At 71.2% G+C, this 20,142-nt stretch carries 19 protein-coding genes; 9 read left to right on the plus strand and 10 right to left on the minus strand.

The window, feature by feature from the left end; translation table 11 throughout:
- Nucleotide 1 precedes the first annotated feature (1 nt).
- Entirely contained in the window at nt 2-1,534 is a 1,533-nt protein-coding gene (locus tag BS83_RS39015; RefSeq protein WP_084714785.1) for a flavin-containing monooxygenase, read from the minus strand.
- Nucleotides 1,535-1,603: 69 nt separating this feature from the next.
- Between BS83_RS39015 and BS83_RS39020 the strand changes: the two genes are divergently transcribed.
- The 4 genes from BS83_RS39020 (at nt 1,604) to BS83_RS39035 (ending at nt 4,868) form a co-directional block, all read left to right on the plus strand.
- Complete coding sequence (locus BS83_RS39020) at nt 1,604-2,614, plus strand: AraC family transcriptional regulator (protein WP_037608061.1); 1,011 nt, start codon at nt 1,604-1,606, stop codon at nt 2,612-2,614.
- 111 nt (nt 2,615-2,725) lie between these two features.
- Nucleotides 2,726-3,085, plus strand: coding sequence for a YciI family protein (locus BS83_RS39025; protein WP_037608063.1), 360 nt, complete (start codon nt 2,726-2,728; stop codon nt 3,083-3,085).
- An 89-nt stretch (nt 3,086-3,174) separates the two neighbouring features.
- Entirely contained in the window at nt 3,175-4,524 is a 1,350-nt protein-coding gene (locus BS83_RS39030) for an RNA polymerase sigma factor (protein WP_084714787.1), read from the plus strand.
- A gap of 44 nt (nt 4,525-4,568) precedes the next feature.
- On the plus strand, nt 4,569-4,868 hold the full coding sequence (locus tag BS83_RS39035; protein WP_037608066.1) for a hypothetical protein: 300 nt from the start codon (nt 4,569-4,571) through the stop codon (nt 4,866-4,868).
- 46 nt (nt 4,869-4,914) lie between these two features.
- Here the strand turns inward: BS83_RS39035 and BS83_RS39040 are convergent, their stop codons facing one another.
- Nucleotides 4,915-5,931 carry an aldo/keto reductase gene (locus BS83_RS39040; RefSeq protein ID WP_037608068.1) on the minus strand — a complete coding sequence of 339 codons (1,017 nt, stop codon included), beginning with the start codon at nt 5,929-5,931 and terminating at the stop codon, nt 4,915-4,917.
- Nucleotides 5,932-6,042: 111 nt separating this feature from the next.
- Between BS83_RS39040 and BS83_RS39045 the strand changes: the two genes are divergently transcribed.
- Nucleotides 6,043-7,449 (plus strand): glutamate decarboxylase, encoded by a 1,407-nt coding sequence (locus BS83_RS39045; protein WP_037608071.1) that lies wholly within the window; start codon nt 6,043-6,045, stop codon nt 7,447-7,449.
- Nucleotides 7,450-7,604: 155 nt separating this feature from the next.
- Here BS83_RS39045 and BS83_RS39050 read toward each other — a convergent pair whose 3' ends face one another.
- The 4 genes from BS83_RS39050 to mca form a co-directional block, all read right to left on the minus strand.
- Entirely contained in the window at nt 7,605-9,062 is a 1,458-nt protein-coding gene (locus tag BS83_RS39050) for a NarK family nitrate/nitrite MFS transporter (protein WP_232248638.1), read from the minus strand.
- 82 nt (nt 9,063-9,144) lie between these two features.
- Nucleotides 9,145-10,233, minus strand: coding sequence for a Nickel transporter NicT (nicT, locus tag BS83_RS39055; protein WP_198035399.1), 1,089 nt, complete (start codon nt 10,231-10,233; stop codon nt 9,145-9,147).
- A 121-nt stretch (nt 10,234-10,354) separates the two neighbouring features.
- On the minus strand, nt 10,355-10,585 hold the full coding sequence (locus BS83_RS39060) for a hypothetical protein (RefSeq protein ID WP_037608074.1): 231 nt from the start codon (nt 10,583-10,585) through the stop codon (nt 10,355-10,357).
- Nucleotides 10,586-10,609: 24 nt separating this feature from the next.
- Nucleotides 10,610-11,512, minus strand: coding sequence for a mycothiol conjugate amidase Mca (gene mca / locus BS83_RS39065; protein ID WP_051945067.1), 903 nt, complete (start codon nt 11,510-11,512; stop codon nt 10,610-10,612).
- 108 nt (nt 11,513-11,620) lie between these two features.
- Between mca and BS83_RS39070 the strand changes: the two genes are divergently transcribed.
- Both BS83_RS39070 and greA read left to right on the plus strand, forming a co-directional pair.
- Nucleotides 11,621-12,073, plus strand: coding sequence for a DUF4307 domain-containing protein (locus BS83_RS39070; RefSeq protein ID WP_051945068.1), 453 nt, complete (start codon nt 11,621-11,623; stop codon nt 12,071-12,073).
- A 98-nt stretch (nt 12,074-12,171) separates the two neighbouring features.
- A complete protein-coding gene (greA, locus tag BS83_RS39075) occupies nt 12,172-12,669 on the plus strand; it encodes a transcription elongation factor GreA (protein ID WP_037608077.1) in 498 nt (165 codons plus the stop codon).
- A gap of 76 nt (nt 12,670-12,745) precedes the next feature.
- On the opposite strand, the gene BS83_RS39080 is transcribed toward greA, so the two are convergent.
- The 3 genes from BS83_RS39080 to ilvA form a co-directional block, all read right to left on the minus strand.
- A complete protein-coding gene (locus tag BS83_RS39080) occupies nt 12,746-13,600 on the minus strand; it encodes an ABC transporter permease (RefSeq protein WP_037608080.1) in 855 nt (284 codons plus the stop codon).
- Nucleotides 13,597-14,622, minus strand: coding sequence for an ATP-binding cassette domain-containing protein (locus BS83_RS39085; RefSeq protein WP_063774320.1), 1,026 nt, complete (start codon nt 14,620-14,622; stop codon nt 13,597-13,599). The genes BS83_RS39080 and BS83_RS39085 overlap by 4 nt, the downstream gene beginning before the upstream one ends.
- 510 nt (nt 14,623-15,132) lie before the next feature.
- Nucleotides 15,133-16,350, minus strand: a complete 1,218-nt coding sequence (gene ilvA, locus BS83_RS39090) for a threonine ammonia-lyase (protein WP_037608082.1) — start codon at nt 16,348-16,350, stop codon at nt 15,133-15,135.
- Nucleotides 16,351-16,421: 71 nt separating this feature from the next.
- Between ilvA and BS83_RS39095 the strand changes: the two genes are divergently transcribed.
- A complete protein-coding gene (locus tag BS83_RS39095; RefSeq protein WP_051945074.1) occupies nt 16,422-16,904 on the plus strand; it encodes a MarR family winged helix-turn-helix transcriptional regulator in 483 nt (160 codons plus the stop codon).
- 54 nt (nt 16,905-16,958) lie between these two features.
- Here BS83_RS39095 and BS83_RS39100 read toward each other — a convergent pair whose 3' ends face one another.
- A complete protein-coding gene (locus tag BS83_RS39100) occupies nt 16,959-18,119 on the minus strand; it encodes a cystathionine gamma-synthase (protein WP_037608084.1) in 1,161 nt (386 codons plus the stop codon).
- Nucleotides 18,120-18,273: 154 nt separating this feature from the next.
- On the opposite strand from BS83_RS39100, the gene BS83_RS39105 reads away from it, so the two are divergent.
- Nucleotides 18,274-19,779 carry a M48 family metallopeptidase gene (locus tag BS83_RS39105; RefSeq protein ID WP_037608086.1) on the plus strand — a complete coding sequence of 502 codons (1,506 nt, stop codon included), beginning with the start codon at nt 18,274-18,276 and terminating at the stop codon, nt 19,777-19,779.
- The last annotated feature ends 363 nt before the right edge of the window (nt 19,780-20,142 follow it).

Consider the following 20,142-nt stretch of genomic DNA (forward strand, 5'->3'; position numbering starts at 1 on the left):
CTCACCGCGACACGGAGGACCGCGGGGTGCCCGCGAGGGTGCGGTCGAGGCGGGTGCGGAGGGTGGTCGCGGCGTCGAGGATGTAGTTCTGGCGGACCTGCCAGGGGCGGCGGTCGCCCTGGCGGGGGAAGGCGGCGATGGAGCGCTGGACGTAGCCGGAGGCGAGGTCCAGCAGGGGCTGTTCGACCAGCGGCCGGTCGGGGCGGGGGACGACGGCGGCGTAGTCGTGGCGGTCCATGTGGCCGAGGACCTTGCACACCAGCCGGGAGGTGAGGTCGGCGCGGAGGGTCCAGGAGGCGTTGGTGTAGCCGATGCAGACCGCGAAGTTGGGCAGGCCGGTCAGCATGGTGCCGTTCCAGACGAACTGCTTGGCCAGGTCCACCGGCGTCCCGTCCACGGACGGACTGATCCCGCCGAAGGCGAGCAGTTGCAGGCCGGTGGCGGTGACCACCACGTCCGCCTCCAGCACCTCCCCGGACTTGAGCCGGATGCCCTCCGGGACGAACGTGTCGACGTGGTCGGTGACGATGGACGCCCTGCCCGCCCGCATCGCCTTGAACAGGTCGGCGTCGGGCACCGCGCACAGGCGCTGGTCCCACGGGTTGTAATCCGGCGTCAGGTGTTCACGCACCAGCGCTTCGTCCCGCAGGATCCGGGTGTTCAACCCGGTCAACAGCCGCCGGGCCGCCTCGGGGCGGCGTCGGCAGAACTGGTAGAAGCCGACCGCGAAGAGGATGTTCTTCGTCCGTGCCGCCTTGTACGCCGCCCGTGCCGGCAGCACGGCGCGCAGCGCGTCGGCGATCCGGTCGCGGGCCGGGAGCGAGCTGATCCAGGTGGGCGTGCGCTGCAGCATGGTGACGTGCGCGGCCTGCTCCGCCATCGAGGGGACCAGGGTGACGGCGGTGGCGCCGCTGCCGATGATGACGACCCGCTTGTCGCGGTAGTCGAGGTCCTCGGGCCAGAACTGGGGGTGCACGATCCGGCCGCCGAAGGACTCCACGCCGGGAAACTCCGGGGCGTGTCCCTGGTCGTAGTTGTAGTAGCCGGCGCAGGTGTAGAGGAAGTCGCAGGTCATCGTGGACAGGACCGCCTCGGCCGAGCCGGGCTCGGTGCGCTCCAGCGTCAGGGTCCAGCGTGCCTCGGCCGTCGACCAGTCGGCCGCGACCACCTTGGTCCCGTAGCGGATCTTCCGGTCGATACCGTGCCGGGCCGCCGTACGGCGGATGTAGTCGAGGATCGACGGGCCGTCGGCGATGGCCTTGGCGCCGTCCCAGGGCTGGAACGGGAACCCCAGGGTGAACATGTCCGAGTCCGAGCGGATCCCCGGGTAGCGGAACAGGTCCCAGGTCCCGCCCATCGCCTGCCGCGCCTCGAGAATCGTGTACGAGCGCCCGGGACACTCGGTCTGCAGGCGGTAGCCCGCGCCGATGCCGGAGAGGCCGGCGCCGACCACCACGACGTCGACATGCCCGGCTGCGGTACCGGCGGCCGGGGCGGCCACGGCGGCGGACTCTTCGCTGAGGGAGCTCGTCATTGCTCCAGTGTGAACACTCGCCCGCGCAGGGCCTTGACTCTGCACGACAAGTATTTGACCCTGAGCGACATGTCGCTCGTCCGATCCGCCGGGCTCAGGGGCCTGCGGGCCGTCGTCGCCGAGCTCGGCGGCGACGCGGAGGTCTACGCCGTCCGGGCCGGCCTGCCCGTCGCCGCGCTGGACTCGGACGACCTGCTCGTGCCCGACCACGCCGCCGGGCGGGCGCTGGAGCTGGCGTCCGCCGACCTGCGCTGTCCCGACCTCGGACTGCGCATCGCCGCCCGCCAGGACCTCGGCATGTTGGGCGCGCTCGCCCTGGCGATCCAGAACTCCCCCACCCTGGCCGACGCCCTCGAATGCACCTCGCGCTACCTCTTCATGCACGCCCAGGCGCTCAGCCTCAGCCTCGTCGCGGACCCCTACGACGCGCCCGGCGTCGCCGCGCTCCGCTACGACCTGCGCCCGGATCTGGCCGGCTTCCACATCCAGGGCACCGACCTCGGGCTGGGCTTCCTGCACCGGGCGATCCTCTACCTCGTCGGCCCCTACGGCCTGCGCAGCGTCGAGCTGCCCTACCGGCCGGACGCGCCGCTCGCCGTGTACGAGGAGTTCTACGGCGCTCCGGTCCGGGTCCGCCGCCCGGCGGCCCTGCTCCGGGTGCCGCGCAGTCTGGCCGCCCGCTCGCTGGCGGACAGCAACGAGCAGCTGCGCCGTCTGGCGCTCACCTTCCTGGAGGAGCAGTCCCCCGGCGGCCCCGGCTCCGAGCTGCTGCCCAGGCTCCGCTCGGCGGTCCAGCGGTCGCTGGGCACCAACCCGCCGGAGCTCGGCACCATCGCCGGACTGCTGAACCTGCATCCCCGCACCCTGCAGCGCCGGCTGGAGGCGCAGGGCACCAGCTTCGCCGCCGTCCTCGACGACGAGCGGCGCCAGGCCGCACACCGGTACCTCACCGCGACCGAGCTCCCGATGACCCAGATCGCCGGGCTGCTCGGCCTCTCCGAGCAGTCCGCCCTGACCCGCTGCTGCCGGCGCTGGTGGGCCGCCACCCCGACCGAGATCCGCCGGGGCGAAGCGGTCTGAACGAGGTCGCCGAAGTTTTCTTCAGGGAGATGTCGAATCGGCGCGTTCCCGTTCGACGCGTCAGCAGAAGGACGACAGGAACACCGAAGAACGACGCGAAAGGACGCGATCATGCGCTTCATGATGCTGCTCAAGCTGGACCCGACCCGCGTGCCGCAGACCGGCCCGGACGAGAAGCTGATGCGAGAGGTGGGCGAGCTCATCGAGGAGATGACGAAGGCGGGCGTCCTGCTGGACACCGCGGGGCTGCGTCCCCTGGACGAAGCGGTGCGGATCCGGCAGGTGGGCGGTCGGCAGACGGTCCTGGACGGTCCCTTCGCCGAGGCCAAGGAGATGATCGGCGGCTACTGCCTGCTCCAGACCAAGGACCGCGACGAGGCCGTCCAGTGGGCGTCCCGCTTCCTCGCGCTGCACGGGGACGAGTGGGAGATCGAGGCCGAGGTCCGCCGGACCGAGGGCGCCGAGCTCTGACCGTCGGCTTCGAACCGCCCCACCGGGCCGCCGACACGCGGGGGCGTCCGCCGGACACGGACGCCCCCCGGCTGCTCTGATGGGTTCCCGTGGCGGATGAAGAGAAGCAGCCGAAGGCGCCGGGCGGGGCGACGCACGACCCCGACGAACAGGCCCGGCGGGCCGTCGAGGCGGTCTGGCGCATCGAGGCGCCCCGCCTGGTGGCCGGGCTGGCGGGGCTCGTGCACGACCTCGGCCTCGCCGAGGAGCTCGCCCAGGACGCCCTCGTCGCGGCACTCACCCAGTGGCCCGCCGAGGGCGTCCCGCGCAATCCGGGGGCCTGGCTGATGACCACGGCGAAACGGCGCGCGATCGACCAGATCCGCCGCAACGAACGCCTGGCGCGCAACCTTCAGCAACTCGGCCGCGAGCAGGAGATCGAGCAGCGGCTGCGGTCGGCGCCGACGGAGCCGGCCGCGCCCGGGGAGATCCAGGACGACCTGCTGCGGCTTGTCTTCACCGCCTGCCATCCGGTGCTCAGCCGCGAGGCCAGGGTGGCACTGACCCTGCGGCTGCTGGGCGGCCTGGGCACGGAGGAGATCGCCCGCGCCTTCCTGGTCGCCGAACCGACGGTGGCGCAGCGGATCGTGCGCGCCAAGCGCACACTCGCGGAGAAGCAGGTGCCCTTCGAGGTGCCGCAGGGCGCGGCGCTGGGGGAACGGCTCGCCTCGGTGCTGGAGGTGGTCTACCTGGTCTTCAACGAGGGGTACGCGGCGACCGCCGGCGAGGACTGGATGCGCCCGAGGCTCTGCGAGGACGCCCTGCGGCTGGCCCGGGTGCTCCAGGGGCTGCTGCCGAACGAACCCGAGGTCCACGGGCTGGCTGCGCTGCTGGAACTGCACGCCTCCCGCGCCGGCGCCAGGACCGACGCCGCCGGGGACCCCGTGCTGCTGCTGGAGCAGGACCGCTCGCGCTGGGACCGGCTGCTGGTGCTGCGCGGGTTCGCCGCGCTCGCGCGCTCCGAGGAGCAGGCGCGCGCCCGCGGCCTGGCCTCCGGCCCGTACGCGCTGCAGGCGGCGATCGCGGCCTGCCACGCCCGCGCCGCCGGCGCGGACGCGACCGACTGGGCCGCGATCGCCCGCCTCTACGGGGCGCTCGCCGCGCAGACGGGCTCCCCGGTCGTCGAGTTGAACCGGGCCGTGGCCGTCGGCATGGCCGAGGGCCCGGAGGCCGGTCTCGCCCTGGTCGACGCGCTGGCCGCCACGGCTCCGGCGCTGGGCGACTACCACCTGCTCCCGAGCGTCCGCGGCGACCTGCTGGCCCGGCTGGGCCGCGAGGACGAGGCCCGTGCCGAGTTCGCCCGCGCCGTCTCGCTCACCCGCAACCGCGCTGAGCAGGCACTGCTGCGGCAGCGGGCCGGAATGCAGGAGCCGTCCCAGGGGCCCACGATGGAGGGGTGACGACCCTGGTCGTCAGGGTCCGGCCGACGAGGAGGTCGAGCCGTATGCGCGTACTGATGATCGTCAAGATGGACACCGAGAAGGCGAACCAGGCCATCCTGGACAAGCGCCTGGGCGAGATCATGCAGAGCAACCTCAGCCGTCTGCAACCGGAAGCCGCCTACTTCACCGCGGTGGAGGGCGTCCGCACCGGTTTTTTCTTCTTCGACATGAAGGAACCCGCACAGATGCCGTCGATCGCCGAGCCGTTCTTCCAGGAACTCGGCGCCAACGTCACCTTCACCCCGGCCATGACCGCCGACGACGTCATGCGCGGTCTCGCGCCCGACTACGCGCCGTCGTGAACGCCCGGCACCGGCTGGGCTGCTGAACTTCGGTCAACAGCCGCCGTCACCAGGCGAACGCCTCCGGCGCCGGGCCCGGGCCGGGGAAGATCTCGTCGAGGGCGGCCAGCAACTCGTCCGAGAGGTCCAGTTCCACCGCGCGAAGCGCGGAGTCGAGCTGCTCACGCGTGCGCGGGCCGACGATCGGGCCGGTCACGCCGGGGCGGGTGAGCAGCCAGGCCAGCGCGACCTCGCCCGGCTCGAGTTCGTGCTTGTCCAGCAGATCCTCGTAGGCCTGCACCCTCGCCCGGACCGCAGGGTCGGCCAGGCCCGCCGCCGAGCGACCGGCCTTGGTACGCGAACCGGTGCCCTCGGCCTCCTTGCGCAGGGCTCCGCCGAGCAGGCCCTGGTGCAGCGGCGACCACGGGATGACCCCGAGGCCGTACTCCTGGGCGGCCGGGATCACCTCCATTTCGGCACGCCGCTCGGCCAGGTTGTACAGGCACTGCTCGCTCACCAGGCCGAGGCCGAGCCGGCCGCCGCGGGCAGCGGTCTCGTTGGCCTGGGCGATCTTGTAGCCGGGGAAGTTGGACGAGCCGGCGTAGAGGATCTTGCCCTGCTGGATCAGCACGTCGACGGCCTGCCAGATCTCCTCGAACGGGGTGAGCCGGTCGACGTGGTGGAACTGGTAGACGTCGATCCTGTCGGTGCCGAGCCGCCGCAGGCTCGCGTCGACGGCCCGGCGGATGTTCACGGCGGAGAGCCGGTCGTGGTTGGGCCATGAGCTCACGTTCCACGGGCTTCCGTCGTTCGTCATGTCGCCGTAGACCTTGGTGGCGAGCACGACCTTGTCCCGGCGGTCGCCGCCCTTGGCGAACCAGGAGCCGATGACCTCCTCGGTGAGCCCCTTCCGCTCGGCGACGCCGTAGATGTTCGCCGTGTCGAAGAAGTTGACGCCCGCGTCGAGCGCCGCGTCCATCAGGGTGTGGCTGGTGGCCTCGTCGGTCTGGCCGCCGAAGTTCATCGTGCCGAGGACCAGACGGCTGACCTTGAGGCCGGTGCGTCCGAGCTGTGTGTACTCCATGCGCCCATCCAACGCCCTTGGAGTGCACTCGAAGCAAGCACCTGGCGACTGCGGTGCACCGGCGGCGCGTACGTTCTGCGCCCCTCGGGACCCGGACGTAGTGTGGCTCACATGCCGCTGCATCTGGGACAGAACGACGAAGAGCCGCTGCACCTCGCACCCCACTCGGGCGACCCCGACCTCCTGGGTGCGATGGAACTGGCGGTACCGAAGAACAAACTGCCCGAGTTGCCGGTGCCGCCGACGATCGCGCACCGCATCGTCAGGGACGAACTGATGCTGGACGGCAACGCCCGGCTCAATCTCGCGACCTTCGTGACCACCTGGATGGATCCGCAGGTCACCGAGCTCATCGGCGAGTGCCTCGACAAGAACATGATCGACAAGGACGAGTACCCGCAGACGGCCGAGGTCGAGCGCCGCTGCGTCGCCATCCTGGCCGACCTGTGGAAGGCGCCGGACCCCAGCACCGCCGTCGGCTGCTCCACCACCGGCTCCAGCGAGGCCTGCATGCTGGCCGGCCTCGCCCTGAAGCGGCGTTGGATGGCAAGCAACCGGGAGCGCTACGCCGCGGGCGCGCGGCCGAACGTGGTGATGGGCGCCAACGTCCAGATCTGCTGGGAGAAGTTCGCCAACTTCTGGGAGGTCGAGATGCGACTCGCCCCCATGGAGGGCGAACGCTTCCATCTCGATGCCGAGTCGGCGCTGGCCTTGGTGGACGAGAACACCATCGGCGTCGTGGCCGTGCTGGGCTCCACCTTCGACGGCAGCTACGAGCCGGTCGCGGAGATCTGCGCCGCGCTGGACGACCTGCAGCAGCGGACCGGCCTGGACGTCCCGGTCCACGTCGACGGGGCCTCCGGCGGGATGATCGCGCCGTTCCTCGACCCTGACCTGGTCTGGGACTTCCGGCTGCCGCGGGTGGCCTCGATCAACACCTCGGGACACAAGTACGGGCTGGTCTACCCGGGCGTCGGCTGGGCGCTGTGGCGGGACGCGGTGGCACTGCCGGAGGAGCTGGTGTTCCGGGTCAACTACCTGGGCGGCGACATGCCGACCTTCGCGCTGAACTTCTCCCGGCCCGGCGCCCAGGTGATCGCGCAGTACTACAACTTCGTCCGCCTGGGCCGCGTCGGCTACACCGCCGTCCAGCAGGCGACCCGCGACGTGGCGCGGCGGCTGGCCGACGGCATCGAGGCGCTGGGCGTCTTCCGCCTGTTGACCCGCGGTGACGAGCTGCCGGTCTTCGCGTTCACCACCGCGGACGACGTGACCTCCTTCGACGTCTTCGACGTCTCCCGCCGCCTGCGGGAACGCGGCTGGCTGGTTCCGGCCTACACCTTCCCGGCGAAACGGGAGGACCTGGCCGTACTGCGGGTGGTCTGCCGGAACGGCTTCTCCCTGGACCTCGCCGAGCTCTTCCTCGCCGACCTCACCCGCCTCCTCCCCGAACTCAAGGCCCAGTCCGCCCCGGCGAGCAACCACGGCGTGGTCCCCCGCACCGGCTTCCACCACTAGCAGCACGTTGCAGCACGCAAGGGGCGCGAGGAACTGCGCGAGCAACCACCCGGTGCGAATGGCCCTGTCCAGTGAGGACCATCCGCACCGGGTGGCTTGTCGCGCACGCAGTTGATCGAGCAGAGCCCCGCGTCCCTGAGTGGTGCACGTGACCGTCAGCAGGGATTCGCGGCGCGCCTGCGGGCGTAGCAGTACCAGGTGATGCCGAGACAGGTCGCGTAGAACGCGACGAAGCTCCACAGGGCCGACGTCACCGAGAAGTTCGCGAACATCGCCGGGATGAAGAAGAAGCCGTACGCCGCGACCGCCGACGAGAAGCCGGTCACCGCGCCCGTCTCCATCTCCGCCTGCCGCAGCGCCGCCGCCTCCGCGGCCGCGCCCTTGCCCCGCGCGGAGCGCAGGTGCTGGTTGCGGAAGATCACCGGGATCTGCTGGAACGTCGAGCCGTTCCCCAGGCCGGAGAAGGAGAACGCGCACAGGAAGGCGATCAGGAAGCCCCAGAAGTTGCCCTCGCCGCCACCGGCGGGCAGGAACGCGATCACCGCGACGATCGAGGCCGCCATGCCCGCGAAGGAGATCAGCGTGACCTTCGCGCCGCCGATGCGGTCGGCCAGCGAGCCGCCGAGCCACCGGGTCAGCGCGCCGCACAACGGGCCGAGCCAGGCGTAGGTGGTCGCGGAGTAGGCCGGGTCGATCGGCGTGAAGGTGGTCTTGATCAGCAGCGGCAACGCCGCCGCGAAACCGATGAAGGAGCCGAAGGTGCCGACGTAGAGCCAGGTCATCAGCCAGGTCTGGCGACGCCGGAAGATGATCCGCTGCCTGCGGAACGGCGCGGCGGACGCCTTGAGGTCGTTCATGAAGAACCAGGCCAGCCCGGCCATGATCAGCAGCAGCGGCACCCACAGGAACGCGCCGTTCTGCAGCCAGACCTGGCCGCCGCCCGGCTGCCGGGTCTGCGAGCCGCCGGCCGGCGCCAGCAGCACGCCGGCGGTGACGACGAGCGGCGCGACCAGCTGGACCACCGAGACGCCCAGGTTGCCGAGGCCCCCGTTGATGCCGAGCGCGTTGCCCTTGAGCCGCTTCGGGTAGAAGAAGCCGATGTTGACCATCGAGGAGGCGAAGTTGGCCCCGCCCATGCCGCAGAGCACGGCGATCACCAGCATCACCCAGTAGGGGGTGCTGGTGTCCTGCACGGCGAAGCCGAGCCACAGCAGCGGGATCACCAGCACGGCGGTACTCAGCGCCGTCCACCTGCGGCCGCCCACGGCGGGCATCGCGAAGGTGTAGACGAGCCGCAGCGTTCCGCCGGTGATCCCGGGCACGGCGGTCAGCCAGAACAGCTGCGAGGCGCTGAACGGGAAGCCGACGGCGCCGAGGTTCACCACCGTGACCGACCAGACCTGCCAGACCACGAAGCCCAGCAGCAGGGCGGGCACGGAGATCCACAGGTTGCGGGCCGCCACCCTTCTGCCTCTGGTGAGCCAGAAGGCCTCGTCCTCCGGCTTCCAGTCGGTGATGGTCGCCCCTGGACGGTACTGCGCCTGACCCCTGGCGCCGGGGGCGTCCGGCTCCGAGGTGTGCGTGCGCTGTTCGAGCTGGTGCATGAGTTCCATGCTGGCTCTTACGCCCGCCTCGCAACCGGAGGTCAAAGTCCTGTCCGGCCGAGACGAAGGTCCCGTCCGTGCCCGGGCCGGCTCAGTCCTCGGCCGTCGCCAGGGTCCACTTCTCCTCGACCCGGCCGAAGCGCCACACCAGGAGCGCGACCGCCCAGGTGACGACGAAGAGCCCGACGATGACGAAGCCCACGTTGTTCAGGTCGAGACCGGCGATCCAGCCGATCGGACCACCGGTGATCCTGAGCTTCTCCGCCAGCAGCCCGGTCAGCTCGATGCCGCCGATGATCACCGCGACCGCCACCGAGAGGGCGGTGATGGTGATGTTGTAGTAGACCTTGCGGACCGGCTGCGAGAAGGCCCACTCGTAGGCGAAGTTCATGAACGAGCCGTCGATGGTGTCCAGCAGCGACATGCCCGCCGCGAAGAGGATCGGCAGCGTCAGGATCGCGTACCAGGGCAGTGAGAAGGCCGACGCGCCCCCGGCCAGCACCAGCAGCGAGACCTCGGTGGCGGTGTCGAAACCGAGCCCGAAGAGCAGGCCGACCGGGTACATGTGCCACGGCTTGTCGACGGCCTTGGTGACCCGGCCGAGGATCCGGTTCATCAGGCCGCGCTTGTTGAGGTGCTCCTCCAGCTCCGCCTCGTCGTAGGCGCCGCTGCGCATCTTGCGGAACACCTTCACGATCCCGACCAGCACCACCGCGTTGATCGCGGCGATCAGCATCAGGAAGGTGCCGGAGACGGTGGTGCCGATCGTTCCGGCGACGGTCTGCAGCGCCGAGGAGCCGTTCTCCACCTGCCCTGCCAGGGCGCGGACGCCGAGGGAGAGCAGCAGGCAGAGCCCGAAGACCACCGAGGAGTGGCCGAGCGAGAACCAGAAACCGACGGAGAGCGGGCGCTTGCCCTGGCCCATCAGCTTGCGGGTGGTGTTGTCGATCGCGGCGATGTGGTCCGCGTCGAAGGCGTGCCGCATGCCCAGGGTGTAGGCGGTCAGCCCCATGCCGACGCCGAACACCTGGCCGTTCACCGAGTAGTGGTGCGGGGAGACGATGAAGAGCAGCACGCCCCAGCCGACGACGTGCAGGGCCGCGACGAACGCCGCCATGCCACCGAGCCTGGCCCACTCGCGCCGGGTCAGCGCGGCCCTGATGCGTGCGATCGTCCCCATGCCACGCCCCTCCTGGATCTCTGCTGCAGATCCAAGGTAGGGGCTGGCGATATTTAGTTGCAAGTTATTCGCAATAGCGAGTCGCAGGCGCTAAGCGCCGCGACCAGAGCGACGGCTACCGCTACGGCTGGGGCTTCGGCTCGCCGGTCGACTCCGCAGCGGTCGCCTGCTCGGGAAGCTGACCCGGCTCCGGGGCCTCCACGAAGTCGACCTTGCCGAGCGAGCGGTTCATCGACTTCAGGATCCACCAGGTGCCGGCGCCGAGCGCCGCGAAGACCAGGAAGCCGAGGATGCCCGGGGTCACCTTGTTGGTGTCGAGGGCGGCCAGCAGTTCGACGCCGGCGGGGTGCATGGCAGTGTTCACCCCTCCATGGTCTCAGGAAGCGTTGGCGATCTTCGCGGCCCCCACTCGGTTGGGCAGTCCGTCGAAGAGGTCGGCCTCCGGGATCGTGGAGTCCACCAGGGAACGGGCCAGCTCGTAGTCCTCCGTCGGCCACACCTCGCGCTGGATCTCCAGCGGCACCCGGAACCACGGGCCGTCCGGGTCGATCTGCGTCGCGTGCGCGATCAGAGCCTTGTCGCGGATCTCGAAGAAGTCGCCGCAGGGCACGCGGGTGGTGATCTCACGGGGCTTCCGCTCGGAGGTCTCCCAACGGGCGATCCACTCCTTGTACGGGGACTCCAGGCCGCGCTCGTTCATCGCCGCGTCCAGGGCCCGGATCCGCTCCAGCGAGATGCCCTGGTTGTAGTAGAGCTTCAGCGGCTGCCAGGGCTCGCCGGCCTCCGGGTACGCGTCCGGGTCGCCCGCGGCGTCGAAGGCGGCCATGGAGATCTTGTGGGTCATGATGTGGTCAGGGTGCGGGTAGCCGCCGTTCTCGTCGTACGTGGTCATCACGTGCGGACGGAACTCGCGGATCAGCCGCACCAGCGGCTCCGCCGCCTCCTCGACCGTCTTGAGGGCGAAGCACCCCTCGGGCAGCGGCGGCAGCGGGTCGCCCTCCGGCAGCCCGGAGTCGACGAAGCCCAGCCAGGCCTGCTTGACTCCCAGGATCTCGCGCGCCGCGTCCATCTCCTTGGCGCGGACCTCGTGGATGTTCTCCTCGATCCACGCGTCACCCTGGAGCTTCGGGTTCAGCACCGATCCCCGCTCGCCCCCCGTACACGTGGCCACCAGCACGTCGACACCGCGCGACACGTACATCGCCATGGTGGCCGCGCCCTTGCTGGACTCGTCGTCCGGATGCGCGTGCACCGCCATCAGTCGCAACTGCTCAGTCACTGCCCCTGTGCCCTTCGTCATCGGAACCGACTCCTATAGTGACGGACGGGGGACAGCGGTTTATTTCGCGACCACCCCGCGAACCCCCCCGAAGGAGGCCATAGTCCGATGGCGGATACATCCCAGGGCGTAAGCCCCGGCGGAACGCCCACCGGGCCGTCCGGCGCGCGGCCGGTCCGCCCGCCCGCCGGACGGTACGGCAGGACCGACGCGGAACGGTCGCGCACGGGTCGACGCGGCAAGCGGATCTACTACACGGCCGTCGGCCTGGTCGTCGCGGTGGTCGTCGCCATCGCCTGGAAGTACGCCGCCGGCTCCTCCGTCAACGGCGAGGTGCAGACCTTCCAGGTGGTCTCCGACCACGCCGTCAAGATCACGCTCACCGTCAGCAAGCCGAGTGACAAGGCCGCCAGCTGCACGGTCCGCTCGCGCGACGCGGACGGCAACGAGGTCGGCCGGGTGACCGTGTCGATCCCCAGGGGGAGCGGCGACGCGACCCCCACGGTGTTGTTGAGGACGACGTCCCGCGGAACCACCGGCGAGCTCGTCGGCTGTTCCTGACCACTGACTCTGCGCGCCGGAATTGTTAAGGTGGGGGTTTCGCCCGTTCTTGACCGACGGGCGAAGATTTGTATCCCCAGTACCTACGAGGAGCACCAGTGACCCAGACCAGCGACAACGTCACCTGGCTCACCCAGGAGGCGTACAACCAGCTCCGTGCCGAGCTGGAGCACCTGTCGGGTCCCGCACGCACCGAGATCGCGCAGAAGATCGAGCAGGCCCGCGAGGAAGGCGATCTCAAGGAGAACGCCGGCTACCACGCGGCGCGCGAGGAGCAGGGCAAGATGGAGCTGCGCATCCGCCAGCTCACCCAGCTCCTGGAGCGCGCCCAGGTCGGCGAGGCCCCGGCGGACAACGGCATCGTCGGCCCCGGCATGGTCGTGACCATCGCCTACGACGGCGACCTGGACGACACCATGACCTTCCTGCTCGGCTCCCGCGAGGCGGCCTCCAGCGACATGGAGACCTACTCCCCGCAGTCTCCGTTGGGCCGCTCGATCGTCGGCCAGAAGGTCGGCTCCGACGTGACCTACGAGCTGCCGAACGGCCGCAAGGCGGGCGTCAAGATCATCGAGGCCAAGCCCTACACGGGCTGACACCGGCTGATCCGCCGCCCACCTCGCTCCCCCGGGGCGCCCGCGACACGCAGCACCCGTACCGCTCCTTCGCCGGTCAGCCGGCGGAGGAGCGGTACTTGCGTACGGACAGGTACGAGAAGACGGCCGTGATCAGCAGCGACCAGCCGATCGACACCCCGACGGCGTGCTGCATCGGCCACGCCGTCGACGGACCTCCGGTCGGGTTGCCGAACAGCTTGCGGCAGGCCTCGACCGTCGCGCTGAACGGGTTCCAGTAGGCGATCGGCTGGAGCCAGCCCGGCATGCTGGAGACCGGCACGAAGGCGTTCGAGATGAACGTCAGCGGGAACAGCCAGATCAGACCCGCCGAGGTGGCCGCCTCCGGGCTGCGCACCGACAGACCGATCAGCGCGCCGATCCAGGAGAAGGCGTAGCCCAGCAGGAGCAGCAGCGCGAAGGCGCCCAGCGCCGACAGGATGCCGTTGTTGAAACGCCAGCCGACCAGCAGCGCCACGATGGCCAGGACGAGCACCGTGAAGCCCGTCTGCACCAGGTCGGCGATCGTGCGCCCGACCAGCACCGAGGACCGCGTCATCGGCAGCGAGCGGAACCGGTCGACCAGCCCCTTGGTCATGTCCTCCGCGATGCCCGCCGAGGCGCCGGCCACGGCGAAGGTGACGGTCTGCGCGAAGATGCCGGCCATCAGGTACTGCTTGTACGAGTTCGGGTCGGCGCCGGGAACGGCGATCGCGCCGCCCATGACGTAGCTGAACAGCAGCACGAACATGACAGGCTGCATCAGGCCGAAGACGACGATCTCGGGGATCCTGGTCATCCGGCGCAGGTTGCGCTTGGCGACCACCCAGGCGTCGTGCGCCATCTGCAGCAGCCCGCCGCGGGCGGGCTGGAGCGGGGCGCCCGTCGAGAGCGGGGCGGTGGTCGTCGTCATACCCGGGCCTTCTTCCTGCTCGCTGCGTTCTCCTCGGTCTGCGCGCCGTCGACGGCGTCCTCGTCCGTGCCCTCGTCCTCGCCGGCGGTGACATGACCGGTCAGCGAGAGGAAGACGTCGTCGAGGGTCGGGCGGCGCAGCCCGATGTCGTTGATCACGATGTCGCGGGCGTCCAGCTCCCTGATCACGTCGGCCAGCACCCGCGCGCCGCCGCTGACCGGCACGGTGATCCGCCGGGCGTGCGGCTCGACCGTCGGCTCGCCCTTCGCGAACGGCGTCAGCGCGTCCACGGCGGCGGCCAGCACGTTCGAGTCCTGCACCACGACCTCGACGCGCTCGCCGCCGATCTGTGCCTTGAGCTGGTCGGCCGTACCCCTGGCGATCACCTTGCCGTGGTCGACGACACAGATGTCGTGGGCGAGGCGGTCGGCCTCCTCCAGGTACTGCGTGGTCAGCAGCAGCGTCGTGCCCTCGCCGACCAGGGTCTCGATGACCTCCCACAGGGCCATCCTGTTGCGCGGGTCGAGCCCGGTGGTCGGCTCGTCGAGGAACATCACCGGCGGCCGGACGACCAGCGCCGCGGCGAGGTCGAGCCGCCGGCGCATGCCTCCGGAGTACGTCTTGGCGATGCGCCCGGCCGCGTCGCTGAGGTTGAACCACTCCAGCAGCTCGCGGGCGCGGGCCTTCGCGTCCCGCGCGGACATCTGGTACAGCTCCCCGACCATCTGCAGGTTCTCCTGCCCGGTCAGGTACTCGTCCACCGCGGCGTACTGGCCGGAGAGTCCGATCAGGCTGCGCACCTTGTTGGGGTGCCTCAGCACGTCGACGCCCGCGACCGTGGCCCGGCCGGAATCCGGCTTCAGCAGCGTGGTCAGCACGCGGACGGTGGTGGTCTTGCCGGCCCCGTTCGGCCCGAGCAGGCCCAGCACGGTGCCCTCCGGCACGTCGAGATCCACACCGTCGAGTGCACGGACGTCGCCGAAGGTCTTCACCAGCCCTTCGGCAGAGATTGCCCCGCTCATCGACTGTCTCCCTCACCCAGAACGATCACACGTCCCCCTAGCCTTACCCGAACGGCCGAAGTCGGCACGTCGAATCGGCCGGAACCACCGCCCAGCTCCGACGCTGCACGGCACGGGCCAACCTAGCGGCTGCCACTGACAACGGGGTGAACTCCGCCACAGCAGAGCCCTGCGCCTCCGGCGCGGGCGCGACAGCGTGGAGCAGAGGGCCAGTTGCAACCACCTCAGGGGCGCGGGACTCTGCCGACGTGCACCTCCGGCGCGGGCGCGACAGCGTGGAGCAGAGAGCCGGTTGCAACCACCTCAGGGGCGCGGGACTCTGCCGACATGCGCCTCCGGCGCGCGGGCGCGACAAGCCACCCACGCGGGTAGAGCCCCGAACGTGCAGGGCCGTCCGCTCGTCAGTGGTTGCCCGCGCAGTTCCTCGCGCCCCTGAGGTGAGTGCAACCGGCCCTTGGTCGAGAGGTGCCGCGCCCGCGCGCCAGGGGCGGGTGCAACGGAAGCGGCAGGTCAGCCCTGGCTGAGGACGACGTAGCCGGCTTCGCGGAGTTCCGCGACGACCGCGGCGCAGTGTTCGGTGCCCTTGGTCTCCAGGTGGAGGTCGACCTCCGCCTCGCCGATGCCCAGCTTCGGGTCCGTGCGGACGTGGGCCACGTCCACCACGTTCGCGTCGGTGCGCGAGAGCGCACCCAGCAGGGTGGCCAGCGCGCCCGGGCGGTCGTTGATGCGGAGCCGCAGCGACAGGTAGCGGCCCGCGGCCGCCATGCCGTGCCGCAGCACCCGCTGCATCAGCAGTGGGTCGATGTTGCCCCCGGAGAGGACCGCCACGACCGGGCCCTCGATCTCCGCGCCGTGCTCCAGCAGCGCCGCGATCGGGCTCGCGCCGGCCGGCTCGACGACGAGCTTGGCCCGCTCCAGGCAGAGCAGCAGCGCCCGCGCCAGCGCGTCCTCGCTGACCGTGAGGACCCCGTCCCCCAACTGGTTGATGATCTCGAACGGCACCTCTCCCGGCCGGCCGACCTGGATGCCGTCCGCCATCGTCGCGAACCGCTCCAGGGTGACCGGGCGGCCCGCCCGCAGCGAGGGCGGGTACGCCGCCGCGCCCTCCGCCTGGACCCCGATGACCCTGACGTCCGGGCGCACGTGCTTGACCGCCGCGGCGATCCCCGCCATCAGGCCGCCGCCTCCGACGCCGACCAGGATGGTCCGCACCTCCGGGCACTGCTCCAGGATCTCCAGGCCCACCGTGCCCTGTCCGGCCACCACGTCGGGGTGGTCGAAGGGGTGGATGAAGACCGCGCCCGTCGTCTCCGCGTACTTCAGCGCCGCCGCCAGCGTGGCGTCGAAGTTCTCACCGACCAGGCGGACCTCCGCGCCGTAGTCGCGGGTGGCCGCGACCTTGGGGAGCGGCGCCGCCACGGGCATGAAGACGGTCGACCGGACGCCCAGCGTGCTCGCGGCGAGGGCGACGCCCTGCGCGTGGTTGCCGGCGCTGGCCGCCACCACGCCCGCGGCGTGCTCGACCGGCGAGAGCCCCGCGATGCGCACGTACGCGCCGCGCAGCTTGAACGAGCCGGTCCGTTGCAGGTTCTCGCACTTGAGCTGGACCGGCGCGCCGATCAGGGTGGAGAGGTGGCGGCTGCTCTCCATGGGGGTGACACGGGCGATGCCGGAGAGCATCTTGTGGGCCCCCCGCACGTCGTCGAGGGTGATCGGCCAGGCGTTCATAGGGTTCAGCCTAGGCCCTGGCGCGGATACGCTCGGAGAGCTCAGCCGAACGACAGATCGCGACGAAGCCGATGTCTGAGAACCTCTCCCCTGCCGAGGCCCACTCCGCCGCGCCCACGGACCTGCACGACCAGCTCCAGTACCAGGTGGCCATCTTCGCGCGCCGCGTCGAACAGGCCCGGATAGGAGCCCTGGGCGAGCAGCGGAACTCGATGGACCGGGCCGCGTTCCTGCTGCTCAACAGGCTCGACCGGACCGGCGCGGTGGGCGTCAAGGCGCTGGCGCAGGCCATGGGCATCGACTCGTCCACGGTGACCCGGCAGGTCGCGCCGCTGGTCGACTGCGGGCTGGTGGAGCGGGTGCCCAACCCGGACGACGGCCGGGCGGTGCTGCTGGAGCTCTCCGAGGAGGGCCGGCAGCGGCTCCAGGAGGTCCGCGCCTCGCGCCAGGAGCTGATGCGGGTGCTGACCGACGGCTGGCCCGAGGAGGACCAGGAGGCCTTCTGCAGGCTCCTGACCCGCTTCAACCTGGCCATCGAGGCCCACCGCCCCTGAGCGCCCCCGAAGGGGCGCCAGGCGCGTACGGCTCGGTGCTCGGTGCTCGGCCTCTCAGCCCAGCGCCCGCTGCAGGTCGCCCAGCAGGTCGTCGACCGACTCGATGCCGACGGAGAGGCGGACCAGGTCGGACGGGACCTCCAGCGCCGAACCCGCCGCCGAGGCGTGCGTCATCCGGCCCGGGTGCTCGATCAGCGACTCGACGCCGCCGAGCGACTCGCCGAGCGTGAACAGCTCGGCCCGGTTGCAGACCTGGACCGCCGCCTCCTCGCCGTCGCGGTGCCGGAAGGAGACCATGCCGCCGAAGGCGCGCATCTGCTTGGCCGCGACCTCGTGGCCGGGGTGCTCGGGCAGGCCCGGGTAGAGCACCTGGGCGATCTTCGGGTGGCCGGTCAGGAACTCGGCGATCTTCGCGGCGTTGGCGCTGTGCCGGTCCATCCGGATGCCCAGCGTCTTGATGCCGCGCATCACCAGCCAGGCGTCGAAGGGCCCGGCGACCGCGCCCATCGCGTTCTGGTGGTAGGCCAGCTCCTCGCCGAGAGCGGCGTCGTCGGTGACCAGCGCGCCGCCGACGACGTCGGAGTGACCGCCCATGTACTTCGTGGTCGAGTAGACGACCACGTCCGCGCCGAGCGCCAGCGGCTGCTGGAGGTACGGGCTGGCGAAGGTGTTGTCGACGACCAGCAGCGCACCCGTGTCGTGCGAGATGTGGGCCAGGGCGGAGATGTCGGCGATGCCGAGCAGCGGGTTGCTCGGGGTCTCGACCCAGATCACCTTGGTGTTGGGGCGGACCGCGGCGCGCACGCTCTCCGGGTCGTGGGTGTTGGCGACCGAGAAGTCCACGCCCCAGCGGGTCAGCACCTTCGCGAAGAGCCTGAAAGTGCCGCCGTAGGCGTCGTTGGGGATGACGATGTGGTCGCCGGGCTTGGTGACGGTGCGCAGCAGGCAGTCCTCGGCGGCCAGGCCGGACGCGAAGGCGAGGCCCCTGCGGCCTCCGTCCAGCGCGGCGAGGTTCTGCTCCAGCGCGGTGCGGGTGGGGTTGGCGGAGCGGCTGTACTCGTAGCCGCCGCGGAGTCCGCCGACGCCGTCCTGCTTGTAGGTGGAGACCTGGTAGATGGGGGTGACCACTGCCCCGGTCTGCGGGTCCGCCTCCTGACCGGCGTGGATGGCCAGGGTCTCGAAGGCGTAGTGCTGATGCTCGCTGTGCTCGCTCATGAGGTCTGAGCGTAGTCCGGTCATCCCTGGTGACGGGGGAACGCGGCGGCCGGTACGATCCCGCTCGCCGTTCGCCGCGCGCAGCCCAGTGTCCGATCCTCGCCCGCCCTTCCTGGCCGACCTGCGCCGGCTCCATGCTCCGGGGGAAGACCGCATGCGCACCTCGTTCCGCGCCGTCCAGGCGCTCGCCCTGCTGATGGGCTTCTACCTGCTCGCACTGGGGGCGCTGGCGCTGATCGCGCTGGTGGACTTCCTGGTCCTGGAGAACGCCTCGGACGGCTTCAACACGGGCGCGCTCAAGCTGGTCGCCTTCAGCGTGGTCGTGGCGATCCCGATCGCGCGCGGCGTGTTCTTCGTCCGCCGCCCCAAGGACGAGGCCCCGCCCGGGATCAGCGTCTCCGAGCAGCAGCAGCCCGAGCTCTGGGCCAGGGTGCGCACCCTGGCGGAGCAGGTCGGCACCCGCGCCCCGGCCGAGATCCGGCTGATCCCGCAGGTCAACGCGGCGGTCAGCGAGAACCCGCGACTGCTCGGGCTGATACCGGGCCACCGGCGGATGCTGATCGGCGTGCCGCTGCTGATCGGTCTGACCGAGCCGCAGCTGGACGCGGTCCTCGCGCACGAGCTGGGCCACTACAGCAACAAGGACACCCGGCTCGCCGGGATCACCGTGCGCGGCCGGCAGAGCCTCATCACCGTGGTCCAGCACGCCCGGGCGGCGGGTCGCGGCGTGACCGCGTCGGTGTTCGGCGCCTACGCCAAGCTCTACCTGCGCGTCTCCGAGTCGGTGAGCCGGCGTCAGGAGCTCTCCGCCGACCTGGCCTCCGCGCGGATCGCCGGGCGCGACCACGCGGCGGCGGCGATGCGTCAGCTTCCCGCGCTGGACCTGGCGTACGACTTCTATCTGGAGCGTTACGCGTCGGTGGGCTGGAAGGTCGGTTACCTGCCGCTCGCGTCGGAGTTCTACGGCGGCTTCCGCTCCCTGCTCGGCTCCGCGAAGCGGCAGGCCGAGCTGGACGAGATCCGGACCGAACCGCCGGTCAGGGAGACCTCGCCGTACGACTCGCACCCGCCCGTCCGGGAGCGCGTCGCCGCGTTGGAGGCGCTGCCCGCCGACGGCCGGGTGATCACGGGTCAGGAACGTCCCGCGCTCTCCCTGCTGCACGACGTGGACCACCTGCTCGCGGCCGTCGCGGCGGTGACGATGCCGGCGGACTCGGCCGGCAAGCGACCGCTGCCCTGGGACGACCTGGCCCGCGAGAGCGGTCGCGCGCACCTGCGGCTGGCGCTGGCCCCGCACTGCCCGCCGGGAGGCTCCGTCGACGGACTGCTCCCCTACCTGCTGGACGAGATCGACCGCGAGGGCACCGGACCCGCGACGGCCCGGCTCCCGCGCTCCGCCGAGGCCGACAGGGCGAAGGGCCGCCCGGCCGAGGAGTCCGCCCGAGACGCGCTCCGCGGCCTGCTGAAGCGGCTGGCCCTCCTCGGCCTGCTCGACCAGGGTCGCGCCTCCTACGTCCTGACCTGGGACGAGCCCCTCCACGTCCACTACGCCCCAGGCGTCGAGGAGTCCCTCTCCACCGCCCTCGACGCCGCCGTCACCGACGCCCCCACCACCGCCCCCCTCCGCGCCCTCCTGGCTCCCACCCACTCCCAGGGCTGACCTGCCGCGCGGGGCACCTGCCGCCGCGGTGGTGGTGTTGCCGAAGTGACCGGCCGCGTTGACCCCCTCGTTCGCGAGCCGGTCGCCGGACGCGGCCGGCGGTCGGCGGGTGCCGGCGCGGTCCTTCGGGGCCCACATGGGCCCGCACCGAAGCCCGGGCATGGGGCACGGCCCTCCGGCCCTCCGGCCGCCGGCCTCCGCGATCCGGCTCGGCCCGCGAGGCGGCCCCGCACCGAGCCGACCCTCGGCCAGGTCCCGGCTCCGCGCCCGAAGGCAAACGTGTGGGCGAAGGCTGAACACGCCTGGCCGGAGCCGGGAACGGACGTCGCGCGGTGATAGCGTGCGGCGATCTCAGGAGGGTTC

The organism is Streptacidiphilus rugosus AM-16, from assembly GCF_000744655.1.
GTDB lineage: Bacteria > Actinomycetota > Actinomycetes > Streptomycetales > Streptomycetaceae > Streptacidiphilus > Streptacidiphilus rugosus.